Genomic DNA, 25622 nt, shown 5'->3' with positions numbered 1-25622 from the left:
CCTCACGGTAGGTGAGAGATACCCCGAAGCTCGGTTGCCAACACTGTTGCCCAGGAGGCGTTAAACCGAGAGCGATCAGTACAGCTCGACGTAGTGAGACGCGGCGGGAACAGCTCCACGATCCGCTGCGCAAGCGACTGCTTGCCGCCGAAGTAGGGCACCGGCGGGCGGGCCCGGTGGGCGTTAGGCGACATGGCCGCTCGCCTCCGCTCCGGATAGGACCGTCCCGACCATCTCGCCGGCGGTCAGGGGCCGGGCACTGCCGCGGCGGCCTGAGCGGACCTGTGCGGGCCTGGAGCTGGCCGACCCTGACCCTGGTGCGGGTTCGGGGTTGTTCGTACGTCTGTGCGCTTCTGGGGCGGTCTGGCGGGTGTGTACGCGGTTGCGGCGGGGCCGGGGGCAGTGGCGGCAGGTTTCCGGGTCGGCCGGGTCGGCCTCGAACGGGTGTGCCGGGCCGCCGAGCGCGGGCCCCTCGTCCCGCTCGCCGGCCCGGGGAGTCGGCGGGGCGTCGGGCAGGTCGTCGAGTCGGTGGCGGTAGACCGCGTGGAAGTGCCGGACGCCGTCGAGGTCGACTGTCAGCTCGGTTTTGAGCGCTTCGACCGACCAGCCGGCGGCGAGACGGGCGGCGATGGGCTCGACGAGCCGGTGGCGCTGCCCGGCGGTCAACCGGCCGGGCAGGGCGGCGGCGAGATCAGCGGCGGCCGAGACGTCTTCCGAGGTTCCGGTCGTCTCCGCCTCCGCCTCCTCCGGCCGGGCCCCGACGGCGCCGACGGTCTCGCGAGAGCCGTTGGAGGGGGTAGGGGGAGGAGGGATAGGTCTATAAGAGGAAAGGGAACCCGGTTTGTCACCCCGTGGCGAACGGGGTGTCAGTTTGTCACCCCGTTTGACCTGCGGTTCACGGGGTGTCAGTTTGTCACCCCGTGCCCGACGACCTGACACAACTGTGTCACCTCGTGACGGGTCGACGGTCGCTTCGGTGGCCTTGTCGGCGGGTGCGGAGGCGCGCCGCCGGGCGCCGGCCGCGGCGGCTTGTGAGCGGCGCGGCGCGGCGGTTCCGGCCTCCGCCCATGCGGTGCGGGTGGCCGGGTCGAGTGCGACGTCGTAGACGACCGGGCGGCGGTCGGCGCGGAGGTGGTCGACGAAGTGCTGGTCGCCCTCGCGGATGAGGCCGTGCTCGAGCAGGTATTCGAGCTTGCGGACTACGGTGCGTTCGGAGCACTCGGCGCGTTCGGCGAGGTAGGCGATTGAGGGCCAGGCGTTGCGGCCATCGGGATCGGCCCGGTTGCACAGGGCCTGGTAGACGAGTTTGGCGCGGGGGTCGCCGACTTTCATCGACAGTGCGGCGGCCCAGATTTCCAGTGCCATGGGGATCCTCCTTCGTGTCAGGCCAGGGAGACGATGCGGGCTTTGTGGAGTTGGGCGGCGGCGGTGACGGTGTCGCACCGGCCGGCGCGGTTCTTGGCCACGATCAGGTCGATCTCGCCGGCGCGGGCCGACTCGTTGTCGTAGTAGTCCTCGCGGTGCAGCAGGATCGCCACGTCGGCGTCGTTCTCTATCGCGCCGGACTCGCGCAAGTCGCTGAGCATCGGGCGCTTGTCGTGGCGGCCTTCGGGGTTGCGGTTGAGCTGGGACAGCGCCACCACGGGGCAGGCGAGGTCCTTGGCCAGGAGTTTGAGGCCGCGGCTGATCTCGGCGATTTCACGCTCGCGCGATTCGGACCTGCCGGCGGCGGGCATGAGCTGGAGGTAGTCGACGACGATCAGGCCCAGACCGCCCCGGTCGCGGTGTTTGGCGGCCAGGCGTCGGGCGCGGGCGCCGAGGCGGGTGATGGTGGTGTCGGTGGCGTCGTCGATCCACAGGGGCGCGTCGTCGAGCTTGGCGGCGGCGGCGACGGTGCGCGCTATCTGGTCGTCGGGGATCTTGGCCGCGCCGGTGAACCAGGCGAGGTTGGCTCCGGCTTCGGCGCACACGAGTCGGGCGGTCTGCTCGGTGCCGCTCATCTCCAGCGATACCAGGAGCGTCGGCACGTTCTCTTTGAGTGCGGCGTGGCGGGCGAGGTCGGCGCCGAGGATGCTCTTTCCCATGCCGGGGCGGGCGGCGACGATGATCAGTTGTCCGGGGCGCAGGCCGCCGAGGATGTCGTCCAGGTCGGCCAGTCCGGTCGGCAGGCCGCGCTCGACTTCGTCGTTCTCGAGCCCGTCGAGGACGCCGGTCAGGTAGTCGGCGATCGGGACCGCTTCGCCGGTCGAGCCGGCGTCGACCGCGTCGTGGACGGTCTTTTCGGCCATGGCGCATAGCTCGTCGACGCCGCGTGTCTGGCTGGTGCCGTAGCCGAGTTGGACGACGCGGGAGCCGGCTTCGATCAGGCGCCGTTGGATCGCTTTGCCGCGGACGATGTTCGCGTAGTAGCGGGCGTTGGCCGCGGTGGGTACCGATTCGAGGAGGTCGTGGAGGTAGGGGCCGCCGCCGATGGTCGCCAGTTGTCCGGCGTCGGCCAGGGCGGCGGCGATGGTGACCGCGTCGGCCGGTTCGCCGGCGGCGAACTTCGCGGCGATGGTCTCGAAGATCAGGCCGTGGACGGGTTTGTAGAAGTCGCCGGGGCCGAGCACGTCGAGCACGTCGGCGATGGCGTCTTTGCTCATGAGCATGCCGCCCAGGACCGACTGCTCGGCGGTGAGGTCGGCCGGCGGGGTGCGTTCGAAGACGCGCTGGGATCGGTCGCGGACGGCGGTATCGGCTGTCATACTGAGGTCGCCTTTCTGGTGGTGTATGTGCTGGAGGGCGGGCCCGGCGCGGAGCTTGCAGGCAGAGCGCCGGGCCCAATTTCGATCAAGCCGCTTGGCGGCTGTGGCCGCTGTTGACAGCGGCGTACCGGCCGTAGGTGGGTCGGTGGATCATTCCGGCTTCGAGCAGTTCGCCGAGCAGCTCGTTGATGCGGGCGCGGCTGAGCTCGAGGGCGTCGACGAGTTCTTTGGGCCGCTTGGGGCCCGACTGGAGCTCGTCAAGGAGTCGCTGCGCTGACGATGAGACCGTCGCGGGACTTGTCGCGCTGACAGCGGCCGTCCGGGCGCCGCCCAAGACGATCAGCTCCGGCACGACCAGCGCCTCGGGCAGCCGAGGCCCCACGGCAGGAGCCGGCGTGGCCGCTTTCGCTCCGGGTCGTCGCGAGGGCATCTTCGTGCCGATCAGGTCGGCGCCGGGCATGAACGCGGACGGGTCCAGGCCCCGCTCGAGCGCGTCGAGCATTTCGTCGTAGCGGCCCATGTCCTCGCCGATGGCGTCGCGTCGGCGCGAGTAGGCCCCGTCGGTGTAGAAGTCGGCGGTATTGGCCGCGATGTCGTCCAGTCGCACGTCCGGGCAGAGGTCGAGCCACCAGTCCTGGCTGTATTCGGCGCCGTTGTCGATGCCGGGCAGGAAGTCGGCGGTGCAGAAGTTCCTGAACGGGGCGGTCTTGCCTCTGCCGGTGACGTCGATGGCGTAGCCGGTGCCGGGCATGCCGGCCGGGATCTTCGACGGGTCGCCGTGGAATCCCGAGGGGAAGAAGCCCTTCTCGCCCTTGTTGGTGGTCCGCAGGGTGGCGGCGTTGCCTTCCATCACGGAGGAGCGGAACGGCTTTGAACCGCCGAAGGTCCGGATCGCCGCGTACTGGGAGGCGGTGAGGATCTGGACGCCGGTCTTGCGGCCTCGCCTGGAGATGTCCTCGCCGTAGCCGCGGTTGGCCCGGTTGTGGTCGCCTTCGAAGATCATGTGGGACTCGTCGACGACGATCAGCAGCCCCGGGCGGCCCTGGACGGACGGCTCGAAGCCTTTCCATTTCCGGGCGGTGTTCTGGCGGGAGCGGATCTCGACGATCCAGTAGGCGGCTTTGAGCATCGTCTCGGCGCGGTCCTTGCCTCCGGCCCAGTCGACGCGGTCCCATACGTCCATCAGCGAGGCGCCGTCCTGGCCGTCCAGGGCCCACACGACGGTGTCGCCGCGCATCATGACCGAGATGATCATCGCCGACAGCATCGCGGACTTGCCCGAGCCGGGGCCGCCGGTGACCAGTCCGCCCCACATGGAGTTCGCGGTGTACAACCGCCACGGCGCGAGGCCGTCGCCGTCGCCCCACGGGCCGAGCCGTATGGTCCCGTCCTGGCGCTTCTCGACCGTCTCCAACACGCTGGGTCCGTTGATCGGCGAATGGGTCAACACCGAGAGCGTCACTTGGGAGGCGTCACCGCGGACGGGGTCGACGAACACTTCGGAGACGTCGCAGCGAAGACCCGAGGCGATGCGCGGCAAGCATGCGAGGACCGAGTCGATCGTCTGCCGGCCCGGCACGAGCTGGACCGAGTACCGCAGTCCGGCGCGGATGACTTCGCGGCCGATCAGCCGTGCGTCGGCCAGCGGACCGCCCTTGCATGCGACCGAGGCGTTCCAGCGCGTGCGGACCTCGTCGATCGACTCGAGCCCGGTATCGGTCGCGGGCGGCTGCACGGCGTTCGCGCTTGTCGGGTTGGGGATGCGGACGGTTCGCCACCAGCGTCCGGCCATGCCGTAGGCCAGTGCCAGGAGCGCGGCGACGGTGTCGACCGAGACGCCGACGATGCCGGTGACCGCCACCCAGCCGGCCGCGCCGAGAGCGATGGCCGCCAGCCAGGCTCGGCCGCATTCTGCGGCGACCGCGCTGATGCGCAGCCGGACGCTCTTCTTGCAGGCGAACAGGACCGCGATGGTGAACAAGACGCCCACGGTCACGGCGGCGGCGGTGGCCGCCTCGCCGGAGAACTCGCCGGCGGCGTTGGCGACCGCGGCGGCGGCGATGAGGCAGCCGGTCGCATAGTGCGGGGCGGCTTGGCGGGCGAGCAGTCGGCCCATGCCCGGAGCCGGTGGCACCGGCGGTGCGGGCGCGGCTCGCCGAGTCGTGGCGGTCGCCTCGTCGGCGCCGCTGGAGGGGGTCGTGTTCGGGATGGTCGTGGTGGTCGGCTCCATGCTGGCCTCCCTTCGTGGACGGTGAGCGGCTTGGCATCGTCAGTGCATCGGGAGCCACCCGGATGCAGACCAGACCCACCCCGCGGGGAGCGGGCCTGGTTTCGCCTAGCTGGTGACGAACTGCTTGTTACCGGCGTCGGGAGCCTCGTCGTAGGCTTCGCTGACGCTGTCCATGCGGCTGAGCAGGTCCTGCAGCTCGCCGGCGAGGGCGGCCAGCTGCTCGTAGGCCTCGCCGATCTCGGGAACCTTCGCGAGGCTCTCGCCGGTGATCTCCCACGCGGCGAACTGGGATTCGACATCGTCGATGCCGTCGGTCATCGCCTCGGCGTTCTGCTTGATCTTCATCGCCCAGGCCTTGGCGCTCTCCAGGCCGTCGATCTCGTTGTCGGTCTCGCTCAAGGGAGCGACTCCTTTCGGTTCGGGAAGTGTCGATTGGCGGATCGGGATGACGTTGTCGGTGTAGTCGGACTCGGTTGCGTCGGTGGGGTTTTCGTGCTCCTTTCGTCGACCGGTCGCGCCGGGCGACCGGTTGGCGTCGGGAGAGTCGGTCTCGCCTGACGCGTAGGGGCTCCACGGCTGATCGGTGGTCTGGTGCTCGGCTTGGAATCGGCGCAGGATCTCCTCGTCCTGGCGCTTGACCGCCTCGTCCCATTGCCGGTCGAGCTCGGGATTGGGGACGCGCAAGGTGTCGGCCATCGACCGGTCGGCCTCGTTGCCTCTACTGAGGACTCGGATGTCTTCATCGTTGGGCTTGCGATCGAAAGGGCCCTCGCCGTAGAGGTAGGCCCGGGCTCGCTCGCGCGCATACTCGAGCCGAAGCCGCCGCTCCTCGTTGGCGAGCTCCTGGATCCGGGCCATGGTCGGATCGATCGATTCGGTGTACGTCTTTGCCGCCGCCGGACTCTGGTCGACCGGCGCGGTGACCGATTCGTGTTCCACGGCCTCCGCCGACGTGTCGCGCGGGACGCTGTCGAAGGTGTCGTCGACGCCGTCGGGGCCCGGCTCGGCACTGGTGGGAGTGAGGTCGGCGTCGGTCGGCGCGGACACCGATTCGGGTTCGGGGTCCTCGTCGGGAGCTTCGCCGCGTCGGCGGCGCCGCTCGGCGACGCGCTTGTCGTGCCTGAGCTCCTGGGTCTTCCAGGCGTCAGCCCAGCAGCGGCCCAGGTAGTCGCGGAAGGGCCGGGGCCCGCGCGGTTCGCGCGCGGGCCCAGCGGCCTTCCTGGCTGCGGCGTCGGCGTGCTTGTCGAACGCCTTGCGCCAGGACCGAGCGGCCAGCAGCGCCCAGTACCCGGTCGGCTCGCCGCGCCGGGCCGCCTCGAGCTTGGCCTGCTTGTAGGCCCAGCGGGGGTGCTCCTTGCCCTTGGCGGCGTACTTCAGGTCGGAGACGATCAGGCCGGCACCGCGGCCGATCACGGCGGTGACGATCGCGACGGTGATGAGCATTTCCATCTAGGCCACCCCACTGAGGACGGTCTCGATGTTCGACCACACCGACGGCAGCATGCCGATGCTCAGCGGCACCAGCAGCGAGGCGATCAGCACCAGCCAAGTGATCTGCCCGGTGCGGATCTTCTCGTCCTTCCAAATGAAGATGGTGAAGATCGTCAGGCTCGCCACGGCGACAGCGGCCGGGAACCCGACGCCGAGCAGGGTCGCTCCCCATTTGCTGGTCAAGTTCGAAGTGACCTCGACCAGCCGGTTGAGCCAGTCGCCGAGCAGGCCGCCGATGCCCCAGCCGATGAGGACCATCAGCACCATCTGGACTTTGGGCCACAGCTGCTGCCAGCGGATGATGGCGAACACGATCAGCGCGGCTGCCGACAGCGTTCCGATTGCGGGATCCATGAAGGTTCTCCTTTCCAGGTGTTGGTTCGGCTCACCACAGCCACGGCAGCCAGGAGGCGTACGAGGTGGAAGCGAGCAAGGCGTAGACGGTGACGAAGACCAGTGCGCGAGAGGGCCGCTCGAGCAGCCAGGTGGCATAGAATGCGGCCGCGCGCACCGGGAAGGTCGCCACCTGCCAGGCCAGCGCCGCGGCACGGACCGGCGAATCAGGACGACACCATTCACCGTCCTTGGCGTAGGCCCACGACTCGCCGGCGGCGGGCAGGCCCTCGGTCCAGAACAGCGGCGGGCGCAGCAGCCTGGCCCAGCGGCGGGCGGCTGGCTCCATCGCTCGGAGCGAGGCGCCGACGGCGTCCTTGAACGTCGCCGGCACCTCGTCCCCGGCCTCGCCGGAGGCGGCAGCGCCGCTCGCCTCCGGCCGATCGGCCGCCTCGGCGGCCGGGACGGACTGTCTGGTGTCCGGTTGCGGTATCCTCGCGCGCGCGCCCGCCTTGACCCCCTCGGCGGAGGCATCGGCGGACTGTCTGCCAGACACCAGACAGTTACCTGCTGTATTTGATTCGATTCGTTCAGTGGTCACTTGGTGCCTCCGTTCCGGGGCTGTGTCTCAAGGAATTCGGCGAGTCTTCGAAGGGCCGCGCACGCGTCGGCGGCGACGGAGGCCGCTAGAGCCGGATCGGCGCGCTTGAGCGCCGAGCGCAGGTGATCGGCGCAGACGGCTACTCGGTCGGAAGGAGTTTCGGCGGCGGCGAGCTTGGCCTCGAGGGCCGCTCGCCGCCGCTGGACGCGGGCCACCGACTGGCGGGGCCTACCGGTACCGCGTCGGTGACCGGCCATCAGGCCGCACCGGGGTGTTCGAGCTTGTTCATGAACGCGTGGGCCGTCGACGGGCTGCAACCGGCGCGTTCGGCGAGCGCGCGAACAGACGGGTTGGCGACGCCTTCGCTGCGCAGTTCGGCGAGCGCGGACGAGAGCCGATCACTGGCCGCCGTTCGGCTGGCGGACGCCCGCGCACCGGTCTTGGCCGAACGCGACCGAACGGGCGTGGCGCGTTCGGTCTTGTCGGCCGCCCCTCGCGCCGGGCGCGTCGAGCGCTGTTCGACCGGAGCGGCCGAACGCCTGCCGGACGTGTGCTTGCGAACGGTCGGCTCGCTCGCCGCCGGAACGGTCGTCCTGCTGTCGTGCGCGGTTTGGTAGACCTCCTTGACGGTGATCTTGCGCTGCCGGTAGCGAACCCTGAGCGTCCGCGGCGCGGCGCGCACCGATCCGAAGCAGTCGCGCATGACCGCTTTGGACAACTGGCGCTCCTCTTCCAGTCGCAGCGCCTCGTCGTAGGTGGGGATCTTCCACAGCTTCATCGCCCGCCACAAGATCAGCGTCGCGATCGGCGCGCAGACCCAGCGGATGATGGGCACCTTCTTGGTCGTCGGTGTCTCGTCCTCGGCCTTCTCACGCATGATGCGGGCGATGGCCTCGGAGAACACCACCCACAGGCTCGGCAGGACCGCATGCGCCACCTGCGCTTCGAACGCGGTGTAGGAGGTGACGTTGAGGTAGATCGTCGCGGCGGTCAAGGCCCACGGGATGTGCCGCATCCAGGGGATGCGCTGGTTTCGCCGAGCCAGGAAGATGTCGAGCAGGGTGAAGACGATGATGCCCAGGTCAGTGGCGGTCGGCACCAGCCAGGCGAGCTCACCGAAGTAGGGCCCCATCTTGGCTTCGACGGTGACGAAAGAAGAGGCGAACCCGGCGGCGCCGAGACCGGCGGCCAGGAGCCAGATCGGAAGGAGCGGGCCCCATTCGACCACCCACTGCCACTTGGCCGCCCAGAATCCCGGGGACTTTCCGGGGTCCGAGTCGGGGTGTTCGGCGATCGCCATTCGAGCCGTGTTCGCCTCGTTGGAGTTGCGCAGTCCGGGCGGCGTTCGGTGTTCAGTCCCGTTGCCGTTCGGTGCCTCGTCGGTGTTCGGAACCGGCCCCGTTCGCTGCGGCGCGGCGCTTGTGGCGGGGATGCTGTTCGGTGTCCGGTCGCATTCGCACAGCGGTGCGGGGCGGTCGCAGGCGGGGCACCATTCGAGTGCGGGTTCGGAGTTGTCGATGTCGGTGGTGGTCATGTTCGGTCGCCTCCTTTCTGAGGCGGTTGGTCGGTGGTGGTCGGGAGTGCGGCCAGGGGGGAGGGCCGCCCTTTGGGTGTGGCGCGGACGGCGGCCCAGTCGATGTCGGGCCGGTCGTGCTCGAGGTCGGTCAGGTCGCCGGCGCGGTAGAGCGCGACGGTGTTGCCGAACCGGGTCCGGTAGGTCCGCATCGGTGTTAGGAGCCCGGCGCGGGTGAGGTGGTCGAAGTCGGCCCGGCGCACGCACAGCAGGGCGGCGGCGTCGTCGGCGTTCAGCTCGCGGCCGGTCTCGGTCGCTCGGGTCGCGGCGGCGGTGTCGTCGAAGGACTCGAGGGCGCGGCCGTCGTAGAGGGTGTGGCCCTTGTAGGCCCCGGCGGTGGCCAGGCGGCCCTGGCGGGCCAGCTCGACGACGCCGGCGGCGGTCATGGGGCGGTCGAGCTTGCCGGTGAGGTACTCGGCGGCTCGGAAGGCGCCCAGGTCGGGCACCGTCCCGGCGTAGGCGAGGACTCGGCCGATCTGTTCGGCGATCTGGCGGGCCGCTTCGCGGGTCCACCGGCCTTGAGTGTCGGGTGGTGGGAAGCCGGGCATGGTGCGGGCGCGGTCGAGTTGGAACTGCGCCAGGGCCAGGTAGCGGGCGGTCTGGACCGGCCCGAGCCGGGCCGGGTTCCGTTCGGCGACCGCGACCGCCGCTGCGGCTTCGTGCTCGGTCAGGTCGCGGCCGGGCATCCACGGCACCCGCCAGCGGCCGTCCCCGGCCCGCCGGGCCGCTATCGCACTGCCTGAACTGGTGTTGGTGTGGTCGGTCATCGGGCCGGCTCCAGTCGCAGGCTCACCCAGTGGGTGTGGAGCCGGTAGAGCCGGTCGGGGTCGAACCGGACCCCGGTCAAGGCGACCGTGACCCGTCCGTCGACGCGCTCTTCGGGAAGGCCTGCGATGCGAACCTGGCCGGTGCCGAGCACGTGGTCGCTGCCGGGCCGGGGCGCCCCAGTGGTGGGCCGGTGGGTGAGGTGTTCGACGCGGGCGATCAGGCGGCCGTAGCGGCCCTCGGCCGCCTGGTTGAGCCTGACGTACGGGTCGTCGAGCACGCCGGCGGCCATGGCCGGGTCGGTCAGGATCAGGCGCGCCCAGGTGTCGGTCTGCCGCTCAGGTTTCGGCCAGCCGAAGTGCCCGGCGCCCAGGACGATGGTGCGTTTGTTCACTGGTGCTGCTCCAAGTCTTCGCGGGTGGCGGCGATGGCTTCGTTCACGAGCGTCTCGGCGCTGGTGCCGTGGTAGTCGGCGAAGTCGGTGGTGAGCCGGACGGTGAGTTCGCCGAGCCGGATCGTGGCTTCGAACTCGCCGAAGTAGCGGGTGCGGTAGGTGCCGTCGCCGTACTTCGCGGTCAGGTGCCCGAAGGTGCGCAGGCCCTTCGCGGTGCCGGCGTAGACCGTGGCGCCCAGGTCGGCCTCGTCGTCGAAGCCGGTGACATGCCACTCCAGGTCGGCCAGGCCGTCGCGGCGAAGGCCGGAGAAGTCGCGGGCCAGCTCGCGTTTGATCGCCGCCGAGCCGGCGTCGAAGGCGACGCCCCTGAGGTACTGGGCGGGGTTGCTGCGCTCCATCACCGGCTCCCGTTCCCGCCGGCGAGGGCGATGGCGGCCTGCAAGTGCTCCAGCTGCGTGTGGTCGAGGGTGATCGCGATCGATCCGAGGTCGGCGTCCAGGTGCCCGGCCAGGGACAGGGCGGCTTCGGCGATGGCTTGTTCGCCGGTCGACAGCGGGGAGCGGCGCAGCTTGCGGCGCATGGTCTCGAAGTCGATGTGGAGCCAGGGGTCGGTGTTGATGAACTGGTCGACCCAGGTGTGGGCGATCAGGTCCGAGTCGTCCAGGAGCCGGACGGCGGCCATCATGCGCAGGTCACCTCGTGCCCAGGCGTGGAGGTCGTCGACGTGGATCTTGTTCTTGCTGGTGGTGGGCATGGTGGTCAGTTCCTTTCTGCCGCGTCGATGGCGGCGGCCAGGTCTCGGTCAGGGGTCCACAGGCCCAGGCGGCCCTGGGCGCTGATCGGCGATGCCAGTGGCTGCGTGTCGGTCAGGACCCAGTGGTGCAGGCGCGGGGCGGTCTCGCCCCAGGGCGCGCAGGCGTCGGCGGTGCAGTCCTCGGCGGTGTGGCAGTCGCTCAAGTGAGCGAGGGCGATGACGGCGCCGAAGGCCAGCCGTTCGCGGTCGGGTACGAGGCCCGGGCCCCAGCGGTGGCGGGCCCATTCGTAGTCGGCGACGGCGAAGGTGCGTCCGGCGTGGACGGCGACCGGGCCGCGGTAGTCGGTGGGCCGGTTGCGGTTCGCGGTGGTGTTGCCGCCGTGGGCGATCAGGTGCGCCCACGGCTGGCGGACGGAGAAAGCGCGCATCAAGGCCCTCCGCGGCTAGGCCACGCCGGCCGTGGCGGCTCGACGGTCCTGGTCGCAGGTCGAGGCGTAGTGCTTGCGGCCGCAGTTGGGGCAGGACACCTCGCTCGCACCGCCTGATCGGATAGCCGGTGTCGCGCCCGGTGCGGTGGCGGTGGCGTGGGTGTGGATCATTGAGGATGCCTTTCTCTTATGAAGGCGCCCGGTTCCGGTCGAGTTGGCGCGAGAGCGGAACCGGGCTTCGTCGGCTTGGCTCGTCAGCAGGGAGGTAGCCGTCCTCCCTGGACCCGGCCGGTCGGCCGGGTTTCGCCTAGCGCTCGGTCTCGTAGTCGTCTTTCAGGCGGGCCATCTGGCCGACGCCCTTGGCGGCTGGGTACTTCTTTTTGAACTCCCGCTTGGTGATGCCGCCGAGCGCCGCGGTGGAGCGGGGCAGGTTCTGGCGCACCTTCGCCTGGTTCCGCTTGGCCTCGGCCCGGTCGTGCTTGTTCGTGTTCGCCATGTCGGCCCTTCTGCGCTGCTTGCGGCTTGGCTCCTCAGCCGGGAGGTAGCCGTCCTCCCTGGACCCGGCCCGACGGCCGGGTTTCGCCTGTCGGCGCGAGTAGTTCACTGCGGGTGTGGCCCGGTGGTGTGGTGGTGCAGGGCTTGGTGGAGCTGGTCGAGGTCGGCTTGGTCGAGTTCGAGGAGGACTTCGACCAGGCGGGCCCCGGACCGGCCGGCCAGGGCCGGGAGGCGCTCGTGGGCGGGCCCGAGGGTGCCGGTCGGGTAACCGGCCTCCTCGAGCCCGCGCAGTACCCGCTGGACAGCGGTGACCACCTAGGCCACCCCCACGGCCGCGCCGGTTCCGGTGTTCGCTTCGGTGGCCGGGGTGGTGTCGAGGTCGCGGGTGCGGACCGCCGGCCGCTGTGCGGGGTGGTGGGTGGTGTCGTCGTCCAGGCGCGGGTCGTACCAGCACCAGATCCCGCCGGAGCGCTTGTTGCGGTACATGGCCGCATCGGCCCGCCGGATTGCGGTGGCGAGGTCGCCGTCGAGTGCGGCGACGCCGACGGCGAGGTGGGAGTCGACGGTGGGGCCGACCGGGCCGGTGCCGGCTGGGGCGGTGGCGAAGAAGCCCGCCATGTCCGCCTCGAGCCGCAGACCGGGGGCGAGGGCGGCGAACTCGTCGCCGCCGAGCCGGGCGATCACCGCGTCGTCGCCGAGTCCTTGGCGCAGGCGCTGGGCGGCGTCGGCGATGATCGCGTCGCCGGTCTCGTGTCCATAGGTGTCGTTGATCGCTTTGAGGCCGTTACAATCGGCCAGGACCACATAGAGGTCTTGGGGGCCGCCGGTCTTGTTGGCGCAGGAAGCGGCGGCCTTTTCCCATCCCTTCCGGTTCAACAGCCCGGTCAGGGCATCGGTGCAGGCGCTGGTCTCGGCCCGGCGCAGCAGCCGCCTGGCGGTCGCCCAGGCGGTCAGGCCGACCGCGATTCCGGAGGCGGTCACGCCGGCGGTGAAGCCGGTCAGCAGGTCGAGGTTCACCAGGTCTCACCTCCGGTGAAGTCGGCGAGGTCGCGAGCGAGCGCGAGGTCGGCGAGCATCGTCCCGTAGGTCGCGTGTCGGGCCAAGAGCAGCGGGTTGCGCATCCGGCGGCGCAGCTTGGTCTCGACCACCTCCTGGTCGGGGTAGGAGTGGAGGTCGTCGATGCCCTGGCTGTAGGCGCGGTAGGCGGCGCGGGCCGCGGCCCGGACCGGTGTCGGCTGGTCGCTCTCGACCACCCGGGCCCGCTCCATGGCCTTGGCGGTCCAGGAGTTGAGCAGATCGGTTTTGACGGTCACGGTTGCAGGTCCTCTCGTTCGGTCATTCGCTGCGGGTCGGGTCTAGGGGGTTGGCGGCGGCGAGGTCGGCGCCGTCGAATTCGAGGTAGACGCGGACGCGTTTGTCGTCGCCGCGGTTGGGGTAGGGCGGGGAGGCGGACAGGAACGCCGGGTCCTCGCGCAGCAGCGCGACGACGGCGGCGACTTCCTGCTCCAGGCCGGTCAGGCGCATCTTCAGGTCAGCCACGAACAGCCACCGCCCTGGTGGCTTGGTCGACCAGGCCGATCGCTTCGGCCAGGGGCAGGCCCATGACCGGCACCCACACCCGCACCGGCGTCCCGGCAAGGACCAGGCGGGTCTCGAGTTCGGCTAGGGCGCGGCGGTCGCGGGCCGGGGCCACCTCGAACCGTCCGGCTACCTGGGCCCAGGCGGCGAACGCGGCTACGGCCTTGGCGCCGGGCGGGTAGCGCATCGGCGTCGGCGTGGCGGTGAGGCCGTGGCCGCTGGTGTGGTCGAAGACCAGCCGCGGCAGGGCCGCCAGGCGGCCGTGCAGGGCCGACCCTGGCGAGCCAGGAACGGCGTTGAAACGCTCGAGCAGTCTCACGCGAACACTCCCGCCGCCAGCGATCGGACCTGGTCGGAGGTCAGCCGGAGCGCGTCGTCGACGCGGCCCGGGGTCGCATCGCTGGTCTGCTTGAGCGCTTTGGCCGCGTCGTGGTGGGCGGCGATCCACAGTTCGGTGCCGATCGCGGCGGTGTCCATGCGCCAGTACACCTGGAGCGCGGTCGCCGGGTCTCCGCTGGCGTGGACCCAGCGGAAGTTGGCGAACACCAGGAAGTGGGTGTCGTCGTCGACCACGGCCTCTCGGCCGTTGGGGTAGGTGGGCATCAGGCGACACCTCGCCGCTGCTGGAGGACGGCGCGGATCTCGCGCCAGGGGAGGGTGCGGTAGGCGCGCGGTCCGCCGAGCCGGATGGCGTCGCGCAGCCAGCGCCAGCCTTCGTCGCGCATGGCCAGGACTCGGATCGTGCTGTTGTCGTGGACCTCGGTGTAGCGGCAAAGGGTCAGGGACTCTTCGGCCGGTGTGAGCGGGCGTCGGCCGATGTCGCGGCCGAAGTTGCCCTTGCTCTGGAACAGGGCGATGTCGATCAGCTCCGCCACCTCGTCGGGGGAGAGCTCGCCGAACCGGTACTCCATCAGCACTCACCGCCGTCGCCGAAGACCAGCCCGGCCTCGGAGTGGCAGGCCGGCGTCGTCTCCGGCCAGTTGGTGTGCGGTTGGGACATAGAGGATTCCTCTCGTGATGGTGTGGAAGGGATCGGGCCTGGTCGCCGGAGTGCGATCTCGCGGCGAGCGCGGGAAGAGTAGAGGGGCTGTCAGGCGGTGAGGCCGGCCAGTTGCCAGGCGTCGGTGTCGCGGCCGGGCATGCCCAGGCCGAAGGCCGGGTGCCAGAACGACTGGTCGGTTGCGGTCTGCTCGGCCGCGCCCAGGGCGTCTCGGGCGATCGCGCAGGCGTGGAGGTCCATCGCCCGCAGGGTCTCGTCGAGGTCGATGGCGACCCCGGCGGCCAGGTGCGCGGCCATCAGCCAGGCCGCGGCGATCTCGGCCGATGGTTCGACCAGGCCCGAGTCGATCGCCTCGGCCGCCGCTTCCCACTCGACCCACGCGGTCAGCTCCGCGCCGGCGTGTTCGACGGTGATGAACTCGAGCATCGGCCCGGTCAAGAACTCCTCACCCGAGACCAGCAGCTCGACCGCGTCGCACAGACCGGCAGCGGTACCGGCCTCAAACCGCAGCGCCCAACCCAGCTCCTGCGGATCAAGATCACGGGCACGAATCGTCGTGGTGGTCTGCATTAGGCCGCCACCTCAAGGTTTCGAGCGAGGGAGGTGACCTTGCCGGCGTTGACGTGGTGCGCTGTGGGATCGCCCAGCAGCGCGGCCTTGTCGCGGGCGTCGATGAGCTCGGCGGCGACCAGGTCGTCAAGGACCTCGTGCCAGTTCTCGACTGAGACCATGCCGCCGGTGATCATGGCCAGGTCGATGATGAGGTTGATCGCCCGCATTGGGATGCCGACCCTCGATCCCTTGCCGCCGAACTGGACGGCGGGGAGCTTGCCGGCGTCGATCATGTTGTTGACCGTGGCGTTGGAGACGCCGAGGACTTCGGCGGTTTCCTTGACTGAGAGGAACTTCGGAAGCGTCTCGAGTCGGGACGGTGTCCGTTTCCGGACGCCGGCGGCTTCGAGTCGGGCCTTCAGCTCGGCGACGGTCGCCGATCCGGCCTCGCTCTCGACGGGGTATTCGATGTTGGTGTTCAAGTACTCCTCCTTTGGGTACGGGCTGCGGTGGGGCAGCCGGACGGATAGGCGGCTAATTGCCGCCAGAGCAGGGGAAATGAAGTCTTTGAGGCGCGGCGGAACGATGTCGTCGCCGCGAGAGGGGCTGGAGTTCGATGCGTGTGGTGCGGGGCAGCTCATGGGCCACCCCGCACCGCCCAGAGAGCGGCCAGTCCAATCAGACGGCCAGCGTCCCTGTTGAGAATCGCTCCGTTCCGCACGCAGCGGTTCGGATGGCGCTGTTTCCCTGCGCCGTGGGCGTCCGGTCTCGAGGAAGCCTGGTGCTCCCAACACTCTCTGGGGGCGGTCGACCTTGCTTGCCGGACGGTTCCGGCCCTGGCGCGGTGTGCCGAGGGCGGGAACGAGGTTCAATCACACTGTTGAGTTCTGTAACAACGTGCGTGTCCTCTGGCCGCGATTGGCTTTGGGGCACAACGACTTCGGGCCGCTAAGCGGCTGTGGCGAGTGGGAGAGCCTGACCGGCGGCCGTGTCGGCGGGGTGTTCGGGGGCGGCGGTGAGGTCCCGCCGTTCGGCGGCGGTCAGGCCGCCCCAGATGCCGTAGTCCTCGCCGTAGGTCAAGGCGACGTCCAGGCAGTCGTCCTTAACCGGACACAAAGCGCAGACGCGCTTCGCGGCCACGCCGAGGTCATCGAGGCCCGACAGCGGGAACCAGGGGTCGAACCCGGTGGTGCCGTCGGCGCCGACTGAGACGCATGACCCGTACCGAGCCAAACGAACACGAGCGACCAGCTCGGTGCGATCCGCGAAAGTCGTGCGCATCCTGGACCTCATAGATCATCGGTTGAACCTTACTGCGTTACGAATATAGCAGTATAGATTGAATGGCGCAAGCACAGGTGAATCCGCAGGTAGACACTGCTACGTTTCGGGTAAGGTAGGAAAGGTGAAAGGAGGGCAGCCATGCCAGGAGATTCCCGGTCGTACCTCGCGGCTTCCGAGAACGGAGGCATGAACGCCTGGTCGAGCGAGGCGGCTAGCGAAGGCCGCCGAGGAACCCAGCGGTTGCTGGAAGTTGCGAAGGTCCGTGCCCCTGACGAGATCGCCAAGATGTTGGATCTGGCCTTCGGGAATCACGTGGTCCTGCGTAAGCGTCTGATCTTGCTAGACGACGCACCGGTGGAGATAGCAACCTCGTACTACCCGGCGTCGATCGCAGGCGACACCGCGTTGGCCCTGGAGAAGAAGGTGAAGGGCGGAGCGCCCGCGGTACTGGCGGAGCTAGGATTCGCGCCGGCGACGGCGGCCGAGGTTGTACAGACCCGTCGCCCGACCTGGGACGAGGCGAAGCAATTGAGGCTTCATAACGAGTGGGTATTGGTGTTGGAACGAACGGTGTATTCCAAAGACGAGACGCCGGTCGAGGCGGCCATCAATGTCATGGCCCCGTCCCGGAGTGTTGGATACACGGTGGGCGTTAGCTGATGGCGCACGTCGACACGCGACCCGATCACCAGAAGGTAGCCGCTGATATCCGAGCTCAGATCGCTTCCGGGGAGCTTCCCGCTGGGTGCCAGTTGCCATCCACCAGCCAGTTGATCGAACAGTTCGGAGTGGCGAACGCGACCGTGCAGAAGGCGCTGACGCTACTTAAGGATGAGGGCTACCTCTCCAGTCGTAGAGGTAAAGGGGTCTACGTCCGGGACCGCGAGGTCCATGTCGTGGGTGCCAAGTCCTACATCACCCCGGACGGTTCCTACACCTATGAGCTCCTTTGCGTCAAGGAGGTAGTGCCCCCACGGCCCGTAGGTGCCCTTCTGCGACTTGGCGAAGGGGAGCAAGCCTTCGAGCGCAAACGGCTCATGCTGTACAACGACGAGCCCGTAGAGCTGGCGACTTCGTACTACCCCAGCAAGATCGCTTCCGGGACGCCGCTTGCGCGCAAGGCGAGGATCAAGGGAGGCGCTCCGAAGGTCTTGGCAGACTTGGGCTACGCCCAGAAGCACATGATCGACACGACTGCAGCGCGGCACCCGACCACTGAAGAAGTCGAACTCCTGCGCCTCCCGCAGGGCGTGCCGATACTTCGCCAACTGCGATTGATCACTGCCACTAGGGACATCCCTGTGGAGGCGTCGGTGCTGATTAAGCCGTCCCATCTCTATGAGGTCAGGTTCGAGGCAGACCTGTAGGCGCTCCAGGATTAGGTCTTCCTGCCGCGCCAGACTCAGCGCGGCAGGAAGCAATCGTGATTGTCGCCGCAGTCAGTGCGGCGGTGGCGCTGTTTCCCTGCGCCGTGGGCGTCCGGTCTCGAGGAAGCCCGGCACTCCCAACACTCTCTGGGGGCGGTCAACCTTGCTTGCCGGACGGTTCCGGCCCTGGCGCGGAGCGCGTCGGGCGGGAACGAAGTTCAATCACACTGTTGAGTTCTGTAACAACGTGCGTGTCCTCTGGCCGCGATTGGCGTTCGGGCACAACGACTTCAGGGCGCTAAGTGGCCGTGGGGAACTTGTGGAGTCGACCGTCGTCGGCCGGCTCGGCGGGACGTGGGATTCGGGCCTTGAGGCCGCGGCGTTCGACAGCGGTGAGACCGCCCCAGATGCCGTAGTCCTCGCCGTACTTCAGGGCGACGTCGAGGCAGTCGTCCTTGACCTCGCAGGCGGCACAGATGCGTTTTGCGGCGGCGCCGAGGTCGTCAGGGCCCGACAGCGGGAACCAGGGGTCGAATCCCACGGTCGCGTCTGGGCCGACGGAGGTGCACGAACCGAGCCGCACAAGCCGGATCCGAGCGACAAGCTCGACGTCATCTACCGAGTAACCGCGCATCTTGTGCGTGACGGAGGCGAGCGGTGAGGCGTCGCGTTTCCCTAGCGGGAGACGCGCCCGGAGCGGCGCCGCTCATGCCGGACTCGGCGGCGACACTTCCCGCACAGCCGGCGTGAGGCCGTCTGTATCCAGCCGCCGCAGCGCACGCAGTGGGCGTTGACTCGGGTATCGAGCGAGATAGAATGCACAATGCCTCCAAGTGAGGTCGGTGCCGCGCCCGCACAGAGCTCCAACTCTGGACGCGGCAGTCGTAGCTAGGTAGATCCCGTCAGGTCCGGTGCTCCAACACCGGAAACACCTGGCGGGATTTTTCGTGTCTACGAGTCAATCACAACTCTTCTGAAGAGTCAACTACACATCGGTAGTTTCTTTGGGTGATTGATATCTATTAGAATCCTGGAAGAGTCCTGTATTCTGGGGCCGCCGACACGAAGGGAGCGGAGGACGTCATGGCAGGGAATCCAGCCGACGCTGAGCGGATCCTGCGCAAGCGCATCCTCGACGGCAGCTACGCCCCAGGGGAGAAGATCCCGAGCGTTGCCCAGATCGCCGAGGAGTTCGACCTCACTCCCAGCACTGCGAACACTGTCGTCGGCCGCCTGCGTGCCGACGGCCTCATCGTGACCAAGCACGGATCGGGGAGCTACGTCCGCGCCCCGGAGACGCTCCGCCACGAGTTCCCGGGCGCCTTCGGCGGTCAGTTCGACATGGTCGAGCCCTCCGATAACGACGTCACCGATCTGCGCACCGACCGTTCGGCGGCCACCATCAATCAGGTTCCGGCACCAGCCACTGTTGCGGCAGCGCTCGGCCTCAACGAGGGCGACCCGGTGATCCAGCGGTATTTCGGGGAGACTCTCAAGGGCCGATTCGTCATGATCGCGGCGGCTTACTATGATCCCAAACTGGTCATGTCGACCTCGATCATGTTCGCCAACACCGATCCGTTCCAGGTCCACGCCGTGCTCGGGGACATCGGCCGGCGGCCCGTCGGCGTCACCGAGACCTTCAACGCGCGCATGCCATTCCCTCAGGAAACCGCGGTACTGGAACTCGCTCCGGGAACACCGGTCCTCGATGTCGTACGTGAAGCCTTCGATGAACAGCATGAATGCGTCGAGGTCGTTCGGATGATCCTTGACGGCTCGGCTTACGTCATCGACGCTCACAGCCCCGGAATCGATCCGTCGATGTCTGCGATCCGGGCTCGCGCGCGAGTCCTCAGTCGTGGCACCTTTGTCGAGCCGCTGCCCGAATCCGACGTGGCGAACTTGTCGGTGGTCCAGATCGCCTTTCCCCATGGCGTCCACGGCAACTACAACCAGGACTGGACCGACCACGAGCCCGGTGCCTCTCGGTCGGAACCGAAGCGGCGAGGACCGTCCCGCTGATATCTATCGAAGACGAAGGAGGGCCCGTCCGAATGGACGGGCCCTCCTTCAAGCAGGGGTACGGCTACTGCCTCTTGATGAACTTGTTGTAGTCGAGCTTGTGGATCTCTACGAGAATCTCGGAGTGGCGGTGGATCTCCTCGGCGATGGCCAAGAGGGCGTTCGCTTGCGCTGCCGCAAAGCACTCTTCGGGCTTCTTCGCTGCCCGCATGCCCTGCTGAATGTCGTTGCGTGCGATCTTCGCCGAGTCGTGTCGTTCCATGATGATCCGATCTAGTCGGGGGGATGTCCGCCCTCAAGTGTCCGACCAATATGAAACTCAGTCAATAGCGACGCGCCGGGCATGAGGAGACGCCACGCAGAATTTCCGTCGAGTCGCCGCATCTCGTCCCGCATCTCGTTGATGCAAGCCCTTCGAGATGCTGGGGTAGCAGCATGCCACTGGAACGCGGTGAGCAGCATCGCACATGGCCCTATTCGAATATTCGGTTGAGTTCGTCGCGAATCTCCTCGCGGCGCTGCTCGAATTCGGGACGTGTGAGTTGTTCATCCGTAAGCGGGTCCAGTCGGTCCGTGTCAGAGTTGCATATTAGTATGGCTTCTGCGCGCGCTTCATTTTCGGAGTCAACGTACTCCGAGACCCATTCTTCGCAGGTCTTGGTTTCTTCTCCTCCCTCCCCCTCGCATGACCCTGCTCCAGTAAACACAATCAGTACGCACATGCCAGCAATCAAGATCCGCGAGTATGGCACTGGTCCTCCTAGTTCCCTGGGCTGCGGCTGCACCAGCTGTTTTGTGGTGCAGGTTCGGAGTGTGTAGGCGACCCAGGAGGAGAATTGATCACGGATGCCTATGTCTCAGCCTTGCGTGTGAGCTCGAACTGTCCGCATATTTGAATTCTAGCTCCGAACTCTTTACGAGCGTCGAGTTGTTAAGGGAATCGGCGGACTCTGGTTTAGCTTTTGATGTCGATTGAACCCGGTTGGTCGAAGTCGACCGGTTCGCCCATGTCTGAGAGCCGTCATAGTATTCGGTGGACGGCTGGATGCCCTGCTTCAGGTCTCCGGTGGGTGCGTACTCGCCCAACGCTCTTGATTCAGGCTGATGTGCAGGTGCAGAAGGGTCTAAAATAATGCTGCTGCGGTAGCACCGATGTTGGGGTACCGCTGCGCTACGCGTTCGCAGTCCTCACGGCGAAGCCTCCATTTCGCGATTTCGGTCTTCGCGATCGCGCCGTCAGGCCGCTGAATGCACAGGCAGTGCTTGGCGATCACGAACCGTTCGCCTTGCTTCAGCCGCTTGATCTCGTGGAAGTTCCCATTGCTCTGGCAACGCGCCAAACCGCGGGAGTCGAAGCGGGTGACCGAGTGCGCCACGCCGAAAGCGCCTATGGTGGCTCCGGCGCCGAACGAGACCACGGTCAAGCCGAGCATCCAGAAGTTGACCAGGCTCTCCTGGCCGATGCGGATCGCCGAGATCGCGAGGACGGCTCCGAAGAGCGATCCAACGATGAAGATCATTCGTTTGGAGTATTTGACGATGAGCAACTGGGAACCTTTCACTTACGGGTTCTCATCTTGCCGCAACCCTTGGCCCAGTGGAAGTCAGGTAGCTGTCCGAGCGCTTGAAGCAGACCTTGGTGGCGGCCACCGTCTCTGATCATGTGTGCTCGTAGGTCGCAGAGGTTACGCTCAAGTCGCGGGCATGCTGATATCCAATATGTACGGAATGATCTCCGATCCTGTGATCCGTTCGGCTTGCACCTGGAGCTGCTGCAGCAGGGCGTCGGGGTCGGGGTGCGCAGCCCTGCTCCACTCGTTGGGACGCTGGTCGGGTCGTACCCAGAACACGAGGTATAGGCCGTGGCTGAGTTGGAGCGGGTCGAGGTACTTCTCGTAGAGCTGCTCCTGCATCGCGGAGTTCACTTCGTTGTTGTTGACGAGTTTCGCTTCGGCGATGACGCGTATTGCCTCGCGGTGGCGGGTGTAGCTCGTGGTGCTGGCGGTGAGGTCGATGCGGGTCCCGATTCCGTGCTCTGACGGACGTCTTACCTGGACCTCGCGGTCGATGAAGATTGGGCGCTTGAATCGCAAGCGCAACTGTCGCTGCAGCCAGTCGCTGATGCTGTCCTCGTTCTTCGGGGTCGCATAGTTCTTGAACTGGTTCCAGATGTCACGGTAGAGGCCGGTAGTTCGCAGTTCGTGTTGGATCGTGTCGAGCTGGTGGAGCAGCGCGGACTGGAGGTCTTCGGCACTGCGCATGATTCGCGCGTCGGCCTGGTCGAGCAACTGAAGGAGATCCGAGGGCTTCAGTGGTTTGACAGCGAGGTCCGCGTTGCTGACGCGTGCCCGTCGGACCAGCAGTTTGAGGTAGTTGGCTTCGACTGGGTTGCGATCGTGGTTGAGGTGCAGGAGTATTTCGATCAGGCCGAGGTTAGCGAGCTGCTCGAGACATCGGGCACGGGCGCGAAGGGTGTCATGGGCGTTCGCTTCGCCTACCCACCCGCCTTCCCAGGGCGGGTCGTTGGCGATCGGAAACCGGTCCAGGAGGAATCGGGAAAGCAGTGCGAGCTCGTCGGGTTCGAGTGCACGGGGATCGATATATGGGATGAATGCATAGAGCTCCTGGTTGGCCCATACGCCAGTCGCCAGGTGGACCAGCATGTCGATGGGTGCAAGGGAAGCCAGATTTCGAGCTGCCCTCAGCCGAAGATGTGAGTCAGGTTCGTCCAGCAGACGCCAGCAGGTATCGATCGCTTGGGTTGGGTTCTGCTTGGAGAGGAGGTCGAGGAGGTCGAGTCCGAGCTGATTGGAGTACGCGCCGGCGACGAGGCGACTGCCGAGTTCGTTGGCAGCCAGCGTTGTGGCCCACTCAAGTGACACGTTTTTGGCCAGAGGGCGTTCAGCGGCTTCGAATGCCGCCAGATGGGCCCAGAGCGCCTCGGTGAACGCGCCATGCGCGCAGTCGGGGACTCGGTTCATCAGATCGCGACGGATGGGGTTCTGTTCTGCTGGATCTGGGTCCCAGGACCCGATGATCGCCGGTGCCCACCGGGCCCAAGCGGTTGGATCGAGCCGGGCGAGCCGATCGGGCCAGTGGCATGCCAAGGTCGCCAACAAGAACACCCCGGACCAGTCGGGTAGGACCAGGTTGGGACTGATCGAGGCGGCACCCTGCCAGGCTGCTGGGTTGAGGTCGTGAGTCTCCAGATAATTGCATCCGATTTCGAGGATCTGCTCTTGGGCGGCAGTGTCGAGATCCGCCCATCCCTCATGCTCAGTGATGTCAAAGCGGAGCCAGTCGCTGTCTTGAGACGTACCGAGGAGTCGGAATGGTATCTGCCACCACCGGTCCGGATCCCGCGTGGCGGTGGCGACGGCGTCGAGCACGGACGTCTTGCGCTGAGCGAGGTATTCGGCCTTGCGGGCGGCGGCCTCGGCGTCCCGAGCCAGTCGTTTCTGGTGTGCCTGGGCGATGTGGCAGTCGATAGGGACGTCATCGCGCCAGAATGCGGTCGGGGCGTGGGCCGGGTGGTCGTCGGGAAGCGACAGCACGGCTTCGATGAGCGCCAATGGTGGGTCCTGGTCGCTGTGTGCGACCCATCTCGCAAGGCGGCTGCGGACCGGCTCCTCGAGATCGGGAAGGATTGCGACCGCCCAGAGCGGGTCGTCAGCGGTGAACAGTCCGAGCTGGTCCAGTCGGTAAGAATCGTCGTCGTCGATGACTTCGAGCGCGGTCAGGAGTAGCTCCCGACGACACTGCGGGTCAGAGTCTTTGACCCAAGGCGGTTCAGCGCCAAGCGGCCTTCCACCCCAGTGTTGGCGGTCTGCACCGGCCGCGACGACCTTAGCGATTTCGGGGATGAGGTCGCTTCGCTGCGGTGAGGACCAGGCGATGGCCACCAGCTTCGGCACGAGCTGGCCGAAACCCCACTCATCACCGGCGGCGTGGATGCTCACCCAATTGAGTGTCTTCCCCAGGTCTGCAGGCGGGATTCGCTGCGGCAGCGAACCGAGCAAGACCTGGTAGGGACCGAGATAGTTGCGGTTGCGACGTGGCCGCAATACAGCGAGCAAGTCCTCGGTGGACAACAGCTCAGGGTAGAGGGCGTCGATCGCCATAGCGAGAAGGTCGTCATTTGGATCTTCAGCTTCGGGGAGACGAAGCAGTTCGGCCAGCGCCATACGCTGTTCCGGGGTGCCAATGGCGCCGATAGTGCGGGCGCAGGCCCTGCGCGCCAAGACAGAGCACGCGCTGGAGTACACGTGGGGTTCGAGCTTCGCGCAGGCTCCGCTCGCGGCGCCGTTTTCGGCGAGGTTTGCAATCCACCACAGCTGCATCGCCGTTATAGATTTATCGTCAAGGTAGCGCAGGAGCTGGGGTTCCAAGGCCGAGTGGGCCAGGTTAGCGAACGATTCTCCGTAGAGGACGTCGATGTCGTCGTTCCCGGCGGCGGTGAGGATGCGGTCTACGATGTCGCGGCGCAGCTCATCGGAAGGCAGATCGACTTGGCTCTCCAAAAATGCGGTGGCGTTGTCGACGATGATCGAGTGGGTGAGATCCGGTTGGAGCGCGGCGATCCAGGCCGCCGTCGCGGTCATCGCTCTCGGCAAAGTGCCGTCGCGCTGGACGCCGAGCAGCATCCTGATCTTCGCTGACGGCGTGCGGCGTTCGACGAGGTAACGGGCGGCGAGAAACTCGGCGTACTGTTGGTGGGCAAACCCGATGGCGCCGTCGCGGTCACGGTCGAACAGCGCCGAACCGAGCACGACTCGATAGTGGTCCGGCGGATACTCAATTCCGGGCTCGGCAGGCTCTGCCGCGAACGGAAGCGTGCTGATAGTAGCGACGTTCGAGTCAGCGAAGTCGTCGGAGCTGTAGCGGTCGGCGCTGCAGAACATTGTGAACGCGCCGAGCCGCGCGGCGATAACCGCCTTGCGTTCTTCGTTCAATGCTTTTGACTGCAGTTCCGTATTAGCATCGAACAGCAGGTGCTCGACCTCGAATTTAAGCGCCTCCGCGTGGGTCGCTGGCAGCGATTGCTCTACCCGCCAGCGAGTCGCGACCGCTGTCAGCCGGCCTGGATGCCCTGCCAGCCGCCCGAGGCGTGCCGTGACCAGAGCCTCAATGAAGCGCTCTGGCTCTTCGGTGACCGACGCTGCGAGTCCCTGTGCGGCGTCGCGTGTGAGCGGGAGCAGGACGAACGCAGGACACGGGTCTTGTCTTCCGTTGCCGTTAGCCGCCGAGGCGAGGTGGGCGTCGAGGGCAAGTTCGAGCTGGCTACTCCAGGAAGCAGGTCGGCAACCGAACCGCCAGCGGACGTCGCTCAGACCCGGATCTTGCAACCGGTCCGCCAGTAGTGCCGCGAGCCGCGGCTCGTAGAACAGGCCGATGTCCACGCCGTCGACGTAGAGCGTTGCCCCAGGCGTGACGAACTGGTCAAGTTCGGTGCGCAATCCGCCGAGGTCGAAGCGGTTCAAGTCGATCCAGCGCGAACCGGGCTCGTCCTCTTGAAGGTGATGCAGAGCAGTCGACTTTCCAGAGCCGTCAGGGGAGAGCAGTACGAAGCTGTCCGGCCTCTCTGCCAGTGCATCGAGTTCCATCGGCGTTGGGGCCGTTTTGGTGTACCAGGGCCGCTGCCGGTTCGGATGCAGGAAGCCGTGATCGTCCAGCGGCGGCGTCACATTCGCCGGCAGGACATGACGTTGAACGAATCTGCGCGGGGAGGCAGTCATTCCATGGTCCTCTCATGCACATCGTTGTGCCCCACTCGGCCAGATGGTGCGATTCGATCATGCCAGGTCTCGCCTCGCTCCGGTGCCGGAACCACAGTCGGTATGCGATCCCAGGCCCGGAGCGGAGCTCGGGCGGCAGGTGCTTCTAGCTCGTCCGGGGATCGCACAAACGAGACGCCCTACAGGCGCTCCTGGCCATCGAGCGCCGCTGCCCGCGCCGGCCCGGCCACCGCTCAGACAGTGGCACCGAGACCCAGGACCACCAGCACTCAT

Annotated in this window: 32 protein-coding genes and 1 other RNA gene; 3 read left to right on the top strand and 30 right to left on the bottom strand. The window is 67.3% G+C overall.

Features of this window, described 5'->3' with window-relative positions; all coding sequences use genetic code 11:
* Positions 1 to 183: 183 nt before the first annotated feature.
* The 26 genes from ACYVL2_RS01050 to ACYVL2_RS00925 form a co-directional block, all read right to left on the bottom strand.
* Positions 184 to 1365: a helix-turn-helix domain-containing protein gene (locus tag ACYVL2_RS01050; RefSeq protein ID WP_460539271.1), complete on the bottom strand. Its 1182-nt coding sequence runs from the start codon at positions 1363 to 1365 to the stop codon at positions 184 to 186.
* 17 nt (positions 1366 to 1382) lie between these two features.
* A complete protein-coding gene (gene dnaB, locus ACYVL2_RS01045; protein ID WP_460539269.1) occupies positions 1383 to 2744 on the bottom strand; it encodes a replicative DNA helicase in 1362 nt (453 codons plus the stop codon).
* An 85-nt stretch (positions 2745 to 2829) separates the two neighbouring features.
* Entirely contained in the window at positions 2830 to 4974 is a 2145-nt protein-coding gene (locus tag ACYVL2_RS01040) for a hypothetical protein (RefSeq protein WP_460539267.1), read from the bottom strand.
* A gap of 105 nt (positions 4975 to 5079) precedes the next feature.
* On the bottom strand, positions 5080 to 6423 hold the full coding sequence (locus tag ACYVL2_RS01035; RefSeq protein WP_460539265.1) for a hypothetical protein: 1344 nt from the start codon (positions 6421 to 6423) through the stop codon (positions 5080 to 5082).
* Positions 6424 to 6819: a hypothetical protein gene (locus ACYVL2_RS01030; RefSeq protein ID WP_460539263.1), complete on the bottom strand. Its 396-nt coding sequence runs from the start codon at positions 6817 to 6819 to the stop codon at positions 6424 to 6426.
* A gap of 31 nt (positions 6820 to 6850) precedes the next feature.
* Positions 6851 to 7354 (bottom strand): hypothetical protein, encoded by a 504-nt coding sequence (locus ACYVL2_RS01025; protein WP_460539262.1) that lies wholly within the window; start codon positions 7352 to 7354, stop codon positions 6851 to 6853.
* Between the two features lie 41 nt (positions 7355 to 7395).
* Positions 7396 to 7656 (bottom strand): hypothetical protein, encoded by a 261-nt coding sequence (locus ACYVL2_RS01020; RefSeq protein ID WP_460539260.1) that lies wholly within the window; start codon positions 7654 to 7656, stop codon positions 7396 to 7398.
* Positions 7656 to 8933, bottom strand: coding sequence for a DUF2637 domain-containing protein (locus ACYVL2_RS01015; RefSeq protein WP_460539258.1), 1278 nt, complete (start codon positions 8931 to 8933; stop codon positions 7656 to 7658). Before ACYVL2_RS01015 ends, ACYVL2_RS01020 begins: the two co-directional genes overlap by 1 nt.
* Positions 8930 to 9739: a DUF6397 family protein gene (locus tag ACYVL2_RS01010; protein ID WP_460539256.1), complete on the bottom strand. Its 810-nt coding sequence runs from the start codon at positions 9737 to 9739 to the stop codon at positions 8930 to 8932. Before ACYVL2_RS01010 ends, ACYVL2_RS01015 begins: the two co-directional genes overlap by 4 nt.
* A complete protein-coding gene (locus ACYVL2_RS01005; RefSeq protein ID WP_460539254.1) occupies positions 9736 to 10131 on the bottom strand; it encodes a hypothetical protein in 396 nt (131 codons plus the stop codon). The genes ACYVL2_RS01010 and ACYVL2_RS01005 overlap by 4 nt, the downstream gene beginning before the upstream one ends.
* Entirely contained in the window at positions 10128 to 10529 is a 402-nt protein-coding gene (locus tag ACYVL2_RS01000; protein WP_460539252.1) for a hypothetical protein, read from the bottom strand. Before ACYVL2_RS01000 ends, ACYVL2_RS01005 begins: the two co-directional genes overlap by 4 nt.
* Complete coding sequence (locus ACYVL2_RS00995; protein WP_460539250.1) at positions 10529 to 10885, bottom strand: hypothetical protein; 357 nt, start codon at positions 10883 to 10885, stop codon at positions 10529 to 10531. Before ACYVL2_RS00995 ends, ACYVL2_RS01000 begins: the two co-directional genes overlap by 1 nt.
* 5 nt (positions 10886 to 10890) lie before the next feature.
* On the bottom strand, positions 10891 to 11313 hold the full coding sequence (locus tag ACYVL2_RS00990) for an ASCH domain-containing protein (protein ID WP_460539248.1): 423 nt from the start codon (positions 11311 to 11313) through the stop codon (positions 10891 to 10893).
* A gap of 15 nt (positions 11314 to 11328) precedes the next feature.
* The gene (locus ACYVL2_RS00985; RefSeq protein WP_460539246.1) at positions 11329 to 11484 is read right to left on the bottom strand and encodes a hypothetical protein; all 156 of its coding nucleotides are present in this window, start codon (positions 11482 to 11484) and stop codon (positions 11329 to 11331) included.
* 68 nt (positions 11485 to 11552) lie between these two features.
* Positions 11553 to 11622, bottom strand: an RNA gene (locus ACYVL2_RS00980) — hammerhead ribozyme type II.
* The gene (locus ACYVL2_RS00975; protein WP_460539244.1) at positions 11621 to 11809 is read right to left on the bottom strand and encodes a hypothetical protein; all 189 of its coding nucleotides are present in this window, start codon (positions 11807 to 11809) and stop codon (positions 11621 to 11623) included. Before ACYVL2_RS00975 ends, ACYVL2_RS00980 begins: the two co-directional genes overlap by 2 nt.
* A 104-nt stretch (positions 11810 to 11913) precedes the next feature.
* On the bottom strand, positions 11914 to 12123 hold the full coding sequence (locus ACYVL2_RS00970) for a hypothetical protein (protein ID WP_460539242.1): 210 nt from the start codon (positions 12121 to 12123) through the stop codon (positions 11914 to 11916).
* The gene (locus ACYVL2_RS00965) at positions 12124 to 12825 is read right to left on the bottom strand and encodes a GGDEF domain-containing protein (RefSeq protein ID WP_460539240.1); all 702 of its coding nucleotides are present in this window, start codon (positions 12823 to 12825) and stop codon (positions 12124 to 12126) included.
* Positions 12822 to 13121, bottom strand: a complete 300-nt coding sequence (locus ACYVL2_RS00960) for a hypothetical protein (RefSeq protein WP_460539238.1) — start codon at positions 13119 to 13121, stop codon at positions 12822 to 12824. Before ACYVL2_RS00960 ends, ACYVL2_RS00965 begins: the two co-directional genes overlap by 4 nt.
* A 22-nt stretch (positions 13122 to 13143) precedes the next feature.
* Positions 13144 to 13347, bottom strand: a complete 204-nt coding sequence (locus tag ACYVL2_RS00955) for a hypothetical protein (RefSeq protein WP_460539236.1) — start codon at positions 13345 to 13347, stop codon at positions 13144 to 13146.
* Positions 13340 to 13705, bottom strand: coding sequence for a hypothetical protein (locus ACYVL2_RS00950; RefSeq protein WP_460539235.1), 366 nt, complete (start codon positions 13703 to 13705; stop codon positions 13340 to 13342). The genes ACYVL2_RS00955 and ACYVL2_RS00950 overlap by 8 nt, the downstream gene beginning before the upstream one ends.
* Entirely contained in the window at positions 13702 to 13989 is a 288-nt protein-coding gene (locus ACYVL2_RS00945; RefSeq protein WP_460539233.1) for a hypothetical protein, read from the bottom strand. The genes ACYVL2_RS00950 and ACYVL2_RS00945 overlap by 4 nt, the downstream gene beginning before the upstream one ends.
* Positions 13989 to 14297 carry a hypothetical protein gene (locus ACYVL2_RS00940; protein WP_460539232.1) on the bottom strand — a complete coding sequence of 103 codons (309 nt, stop codon included), beginning with the start codon at positions 14295 to 14297 and terminating at the stop codon, positions 13989 to 13991. Before ACYVL2_RS00940 ends, ACYVL2_RS00945 begins: the two co-directional genes overlap by 1 nt.
* 179 nt (positions 14298 to 14476) lie before the next feature.
* Complete coding sequence (locus ACYVL2_RS00935; protein WP_460539230.1) at positions 14477 to 14956, bottom strand: hypothetical protein; 480 nt, start codon at positions 14954 to 14956, stop codon at positions 14477 to 14479.
* Positions 14956 to 15420: a helix-turn-helix domain-containing protein gene (locus ACYVL2_RS00930; RefSeq protein WP_460539228.1), complete on the bottom strand. Its 465-nt coding sequence runs from the start codon at positions 15418 to 15420 to the stop codon at positions 14956 to 14958. The genes ACYVL2_RS00935 and ACYVL2_RS00930 overlap by 1 nt, the downstream gene beginning before the upstream one ends.
* Before the next feature lie 466 nt (positions 15421 to 15886).
* A complete protein-coding gene (locus ACYVL2_RS00925) occupies positions 15887 to 16219 on the bottom strand; it encodes a WhiB family transcriptional regulator (protein WP_460539226.1) in 333 nt (110 codons plus the stop codon).
* A 141-nt stretch (positions 16220 to 16360) separates the two neighbouring features.
* On the opposite strand from ACYVL2_RS00925, the gene ACYVL2_RS00920 reads away from it, so the two are divergent.
* Together ACYVL2_RS00920 and ACYVL2_RS00915 are read left to right on the top strand one after the other, a co-directional pair.
* The gene (locus ACYVL2_RS00920) at positions 16361 to 16882 is read left to right on the top strand and encodes a GntR family transcriptional regulator (RefSeq protein WP_460539224.1); all 522 of its coding nucleotides are present in this window, start codon (positions 16361 to 16363) and stop codon (positions 16880 to 16882) included.
* On the top strand, positions 16879 to 17589 hold the full coding sequence (locus ACYVL2_RS00915) for a GntR family transcriptional regulator (protein WP_460539591.1): 711 nt from the start codon (positions 16879 to 16881) through the stop codon (positions 17587 to 17589). Before ACYVL2_RS00920 ends, ACYVL2_RS00915 begins: the two co-directional genes overlap by 4 nt.
* A gap of 298 nt (positions 17590 to 17887) precedes the next feature.
* Here the strand turns inward: ACYVL2_RS00915 and ACYVL2_RS00910 are convergent, their stop codons facing one another.
* Positions 17888 to 18130, bottom strand: coding sequence for a WhiB family transcriptional regulator (locus tag ACYVL2_RS00910; RefSeq protein WP_460539221.1), 243 nt, complete (start codon positions 18128 to 18130; stop codon positions 17888 to 17890).
* Positions 18131 to 18672: 542 nt separating this feature from the next.
* Between ACYVL2_RS00910 and ACYVL2_RS00905 the strand changes: the two genes are divergently transcribed.
* Complete coding sequence (locus ACYVL2_RS00905; RefSeq protein ID WP_460539218.1) at positions 18673 to 19614, top strand: GntR family transcriptional regulator; 942 nt, start codon at positions 18673 to 18675, stop codon at positions 19612 to 19614.
* 64 nt (positions 19615 to 19678) lie between these two features.
* On the opposite strand, the gene ACYVL2_RS00900 is transcribed toward ACYVL2_RS00905, so the two are convergent.
* The 3 genes from ACYVL2_RS00900 to ACYVL2_RS00890 all read right to left on the bottom strand — a co-directional run bounded on the left by ACYVL2_RS00900 (position 19679) and on the right by ACYVL2_RS00890 (position 25349).
* Positions 19679 to 19876 carry a hypothetical protein gene (locus ACYVL2_RS00900; RefSeq protein ID WP_460539216.1) on the bottom strand — a complete coding sequence of 66 codons (198 nt, stop codon included), beginning with the start codon at positions 19874 to 19876 and terminating at the stop codon, positions 19679 to 19681.
* An 862-nt stretch (positions 19877 to 20738) separates the two neighbouring features.
* A complete protein-coding gene (locus tag ACYVL2_RS00895) occupies positions 20739 to 21134 on the bottom strand; it encodes a hypothetical protein (protein ID WP_460539214.1) in 396 nt (131 codons plus the stop codon).
* 171 nt (positions 21135 to 21305) lie between these two features.
* The gene (locus ACYVL2_RS00890) at positions 21306 to 25349 is read right to left on the bottom strand and encodes an NACHT domain-containing protein (protein ID WP_460539212.1); all 4044 of its coding nucleotides are present in this window, start codon (positions 25347 to 25349) and stop codon (positions 21306 to 21308) included.
* Positions 25350 to 25622 lie beyond the last annotated feature (273 nt).

It is taken from the genome of Glycomyces halotolerans (assembly GCF_054779575.1).
The sequence above is the reverse complement of the archived record's forward strand: the minus strand, read 5'-3'. Positions and strand labels throughout refer to the sequence as shown.

Excerpts from the sequence above, each read along its gene's own strand:
- ACYVL2_RS01050 (WP_460539271.1), bottom strand. The coding sequence starts at position 1,365 with ATGGCACTGGAAATCTGGGCCGCCGCACTGTCGATGAAAGTCGGCGAC.
- dnaB (WP_460539269.1), bottom strand. The coding sequence starts at position 2,744 with ATGACAGCCGATACCGCCGTCCGCGACCGATCCCAGCGCGTCTTCGAA.
- ACYVL2_RS01040 (WP_460539267.1), bottom strand. The coding sequence starts at position 4,974 with ATGGAGCCGACCACCACGACCATCCCGAACACGACCCCCTCCAGCGGC.
- ACYVL2_RS01035 (WP_460539265.1), bottom strand. The coding sequence starts at position 6,423 with ATGGAAATGCTCATCACCGTCGCGATCGTCACCGCCGTGATCGGCCGC.
- ACYVL2_RS01030 (WP_460539263.1), bottom strand. The coding sequence starts at position 6,819 with ATGGATCCCGCAATCGGAACGCTGTCGGCAGCCGCGCTGATCGTGTTC.
- ACYVL2_RS01020 (WP_460539260.1), bottom strand. The coding sequence starts at position 7,656 with ATGGCCGGTCACCGACGCGGTACCGGTAGGCCCCGCCAGTCGGTGGCC.
- ACYVL2_RS01015 (WP_460539258.1), bottom strand. The coding sequence starts at position 8,933 with ATGACCACCACCGACATCGACAACTCCGAACCCGCACTCGAATGGTGC.
- ACYVL2_RS01010 (WP_460539256.1), bottom strand. The coding sequence starts at position 9,739 with ATGACCGACCACACCAACACCAGTTCAGGCAGTGCGATAGCGGCCCGG.
- ACYVL2_RS01000 (WP_460539252.1), bottom strand. The coding sequence starts at position 10,529 with ATGGAGCGCAGCAACCCCGCCCAGTACCTCAGGGGCGTCGCCTTCGAC.
- ACYVL2_RS00995 (WP_460539250.1), bottom strand. The coding sequence starts at position 10,885 with ATGCCCACCACCAGCAAGAACAAGATCCACGTCGACGACCTCCACGCC.
- ACYVL2_RS00990 (WP_460539248.1), bottom strand. The coding sequence starts at position 11,313 with ATGCGCGCTTTCTCCGTCCGCCAGCCGTGGGCGCACCTGATCGCCCAC.
- ACYVL2_RS00985 (WP_460539246.1), bottom strand. The coding sequence starts at position 11,484 with ATGATCCACACCCACGCCACCGCCACCGCACCGGGCGCGACACCGGCT.
- ACYVL2_RS00975 (WP_460539244.1), bottom strand. The coding sequence starts at position 11,809 with ATGGCGAACACGAACAAGCACGACCGGGCCGAGGCCAAGCGGAACCAG.
- ACYVL2_RS00945 (WP_460539233.1), bottom strand. The coding sequence starts at position 13,989 with ATGCCCACCTACCCCAACGGCCGAGAGGCCGTGGTCGACGACGACACC.
- ACYVL2_RS00940 (WP_460539232.1), bottom strand. The coding sequence starts at position 14,297 with ATGGAGTACCGGTTCGGCGAGCTCTCCCCCGACGAGGTGGCGGAGCTG.
- ACYVL2_RS00935 (WP_460539230.1), bottom strand. The coding sequence starts at position 14,956 with ATGCAGACCACCACGACGATTCGTGCCCGTGATCTTGATCCGCAGGAG.
- ACYVL2_RS00925 (WP_460539226.1), bottom strand. The coding sequence starts at position 16,219 with ATGCGCACGACTTTCGCGGATCGCACCGAGCTGGTCGCTCGTGTTCGT.
- ACYVL2_RS00920 (WP_460539224.1), top strand. The coding sequence starts at position 16,361 with ATGCCAGGAGATTCCCGGTCGTACCTCGCGGCTTCCGAGAACGGAGGC.
- ACYVL2_RS00905 (WP_460539218.1), top strand. The coding sequence starts at position 18,673 with ATGGCAGGGAATCCAGCCGACGCTGAGCGGATCCTGCGCAAGCGCATC.
- ACYVL2_RS00900 (WP_460539216.1), bottom strand. The coding sequence starts at position 19,876 with ATGGAACGACACGACTCGGCGAAGATCGCACGCAACGACATTCAGCAG.
- ACYVL2_RS00895 (WP_460539214.1), bottom strand. The coding sequence starts at position 21,134 with ATGATCTTCATCGTTGGATCGCTCTTCGGAGCCGTCCTCGCGATCTCG.
- ACYVL2_RS00890 (WP_460539212.1), bottom strand. The coding sequence starts at position 25,349 with ATGACTGCCTCCCCGCGCAGATTCGTTCAACGTCATGTCCTGCCGGCG.